The sequence below is a fragment of the Mesorhizobium sp. M2D.F.Ca.ET.226.01.1.1 genome (assembly GCF_004022705.2).
GTDB lineage: Bacteria > Pseudomonadota > Alphaproteobacteria > Rhizobiales > Rhizobiaceae > Mesorhizobium.
On record NZ_RZOY02000059.1, the window covers coordinates 1 to 389 of the forward strand.

The following is a 389-nucleotide window of genomic DNA, read 5'->3' on the forward strand; positions in this document are numbered from 1 at the left end:
GCCCATCTTGCCAGGCGCGACCGACCCACTCGCCCGATAGCGCTGCGACCACTTCACCGCCGACGACACCGCTATGCCGAAACGAGCCGCAACCGTGCGGCAGCTCTCACCAGCCGCGATCGCCACAACAACACGCTCACGAAGATCATTCGAAAGAGGTCGCGTCATCCGATGCTGGCCTCCGATCCAGCCAGCATCTTGAATCACAAAATCAGCCTCTCCGGAATCTGGAGGCTTCTGTGAGGTCCGCGGGCACGACGGAGCGGCCGGGTTGGCTGTCGGACCTCATTGCAAGCCGGATTGAACGGAGCCGCGGGCAGGACTGGCGCTATGGGGATTGTAGCCCGGATCTGTGGCCGGGATAGTCTTCGCCAGAATGATCAAGGGCC

Annotated in this window: 1 protein-coding gene; it reads right to left on the reverse strand. The window is 62.7% G+C overall.

All coding sequences use genetic code 11. The features are described 5' to 3' along the window. On the reverse strand, positions 1–168 hold a 168-nt coding region (locus EN869_RS33745; protein WP_145972069.1), incomplete at its 3' end, for a helix-turn-helix domain-containing protein. Positions 169–389 lie beyond the last annotated feature (221 nt).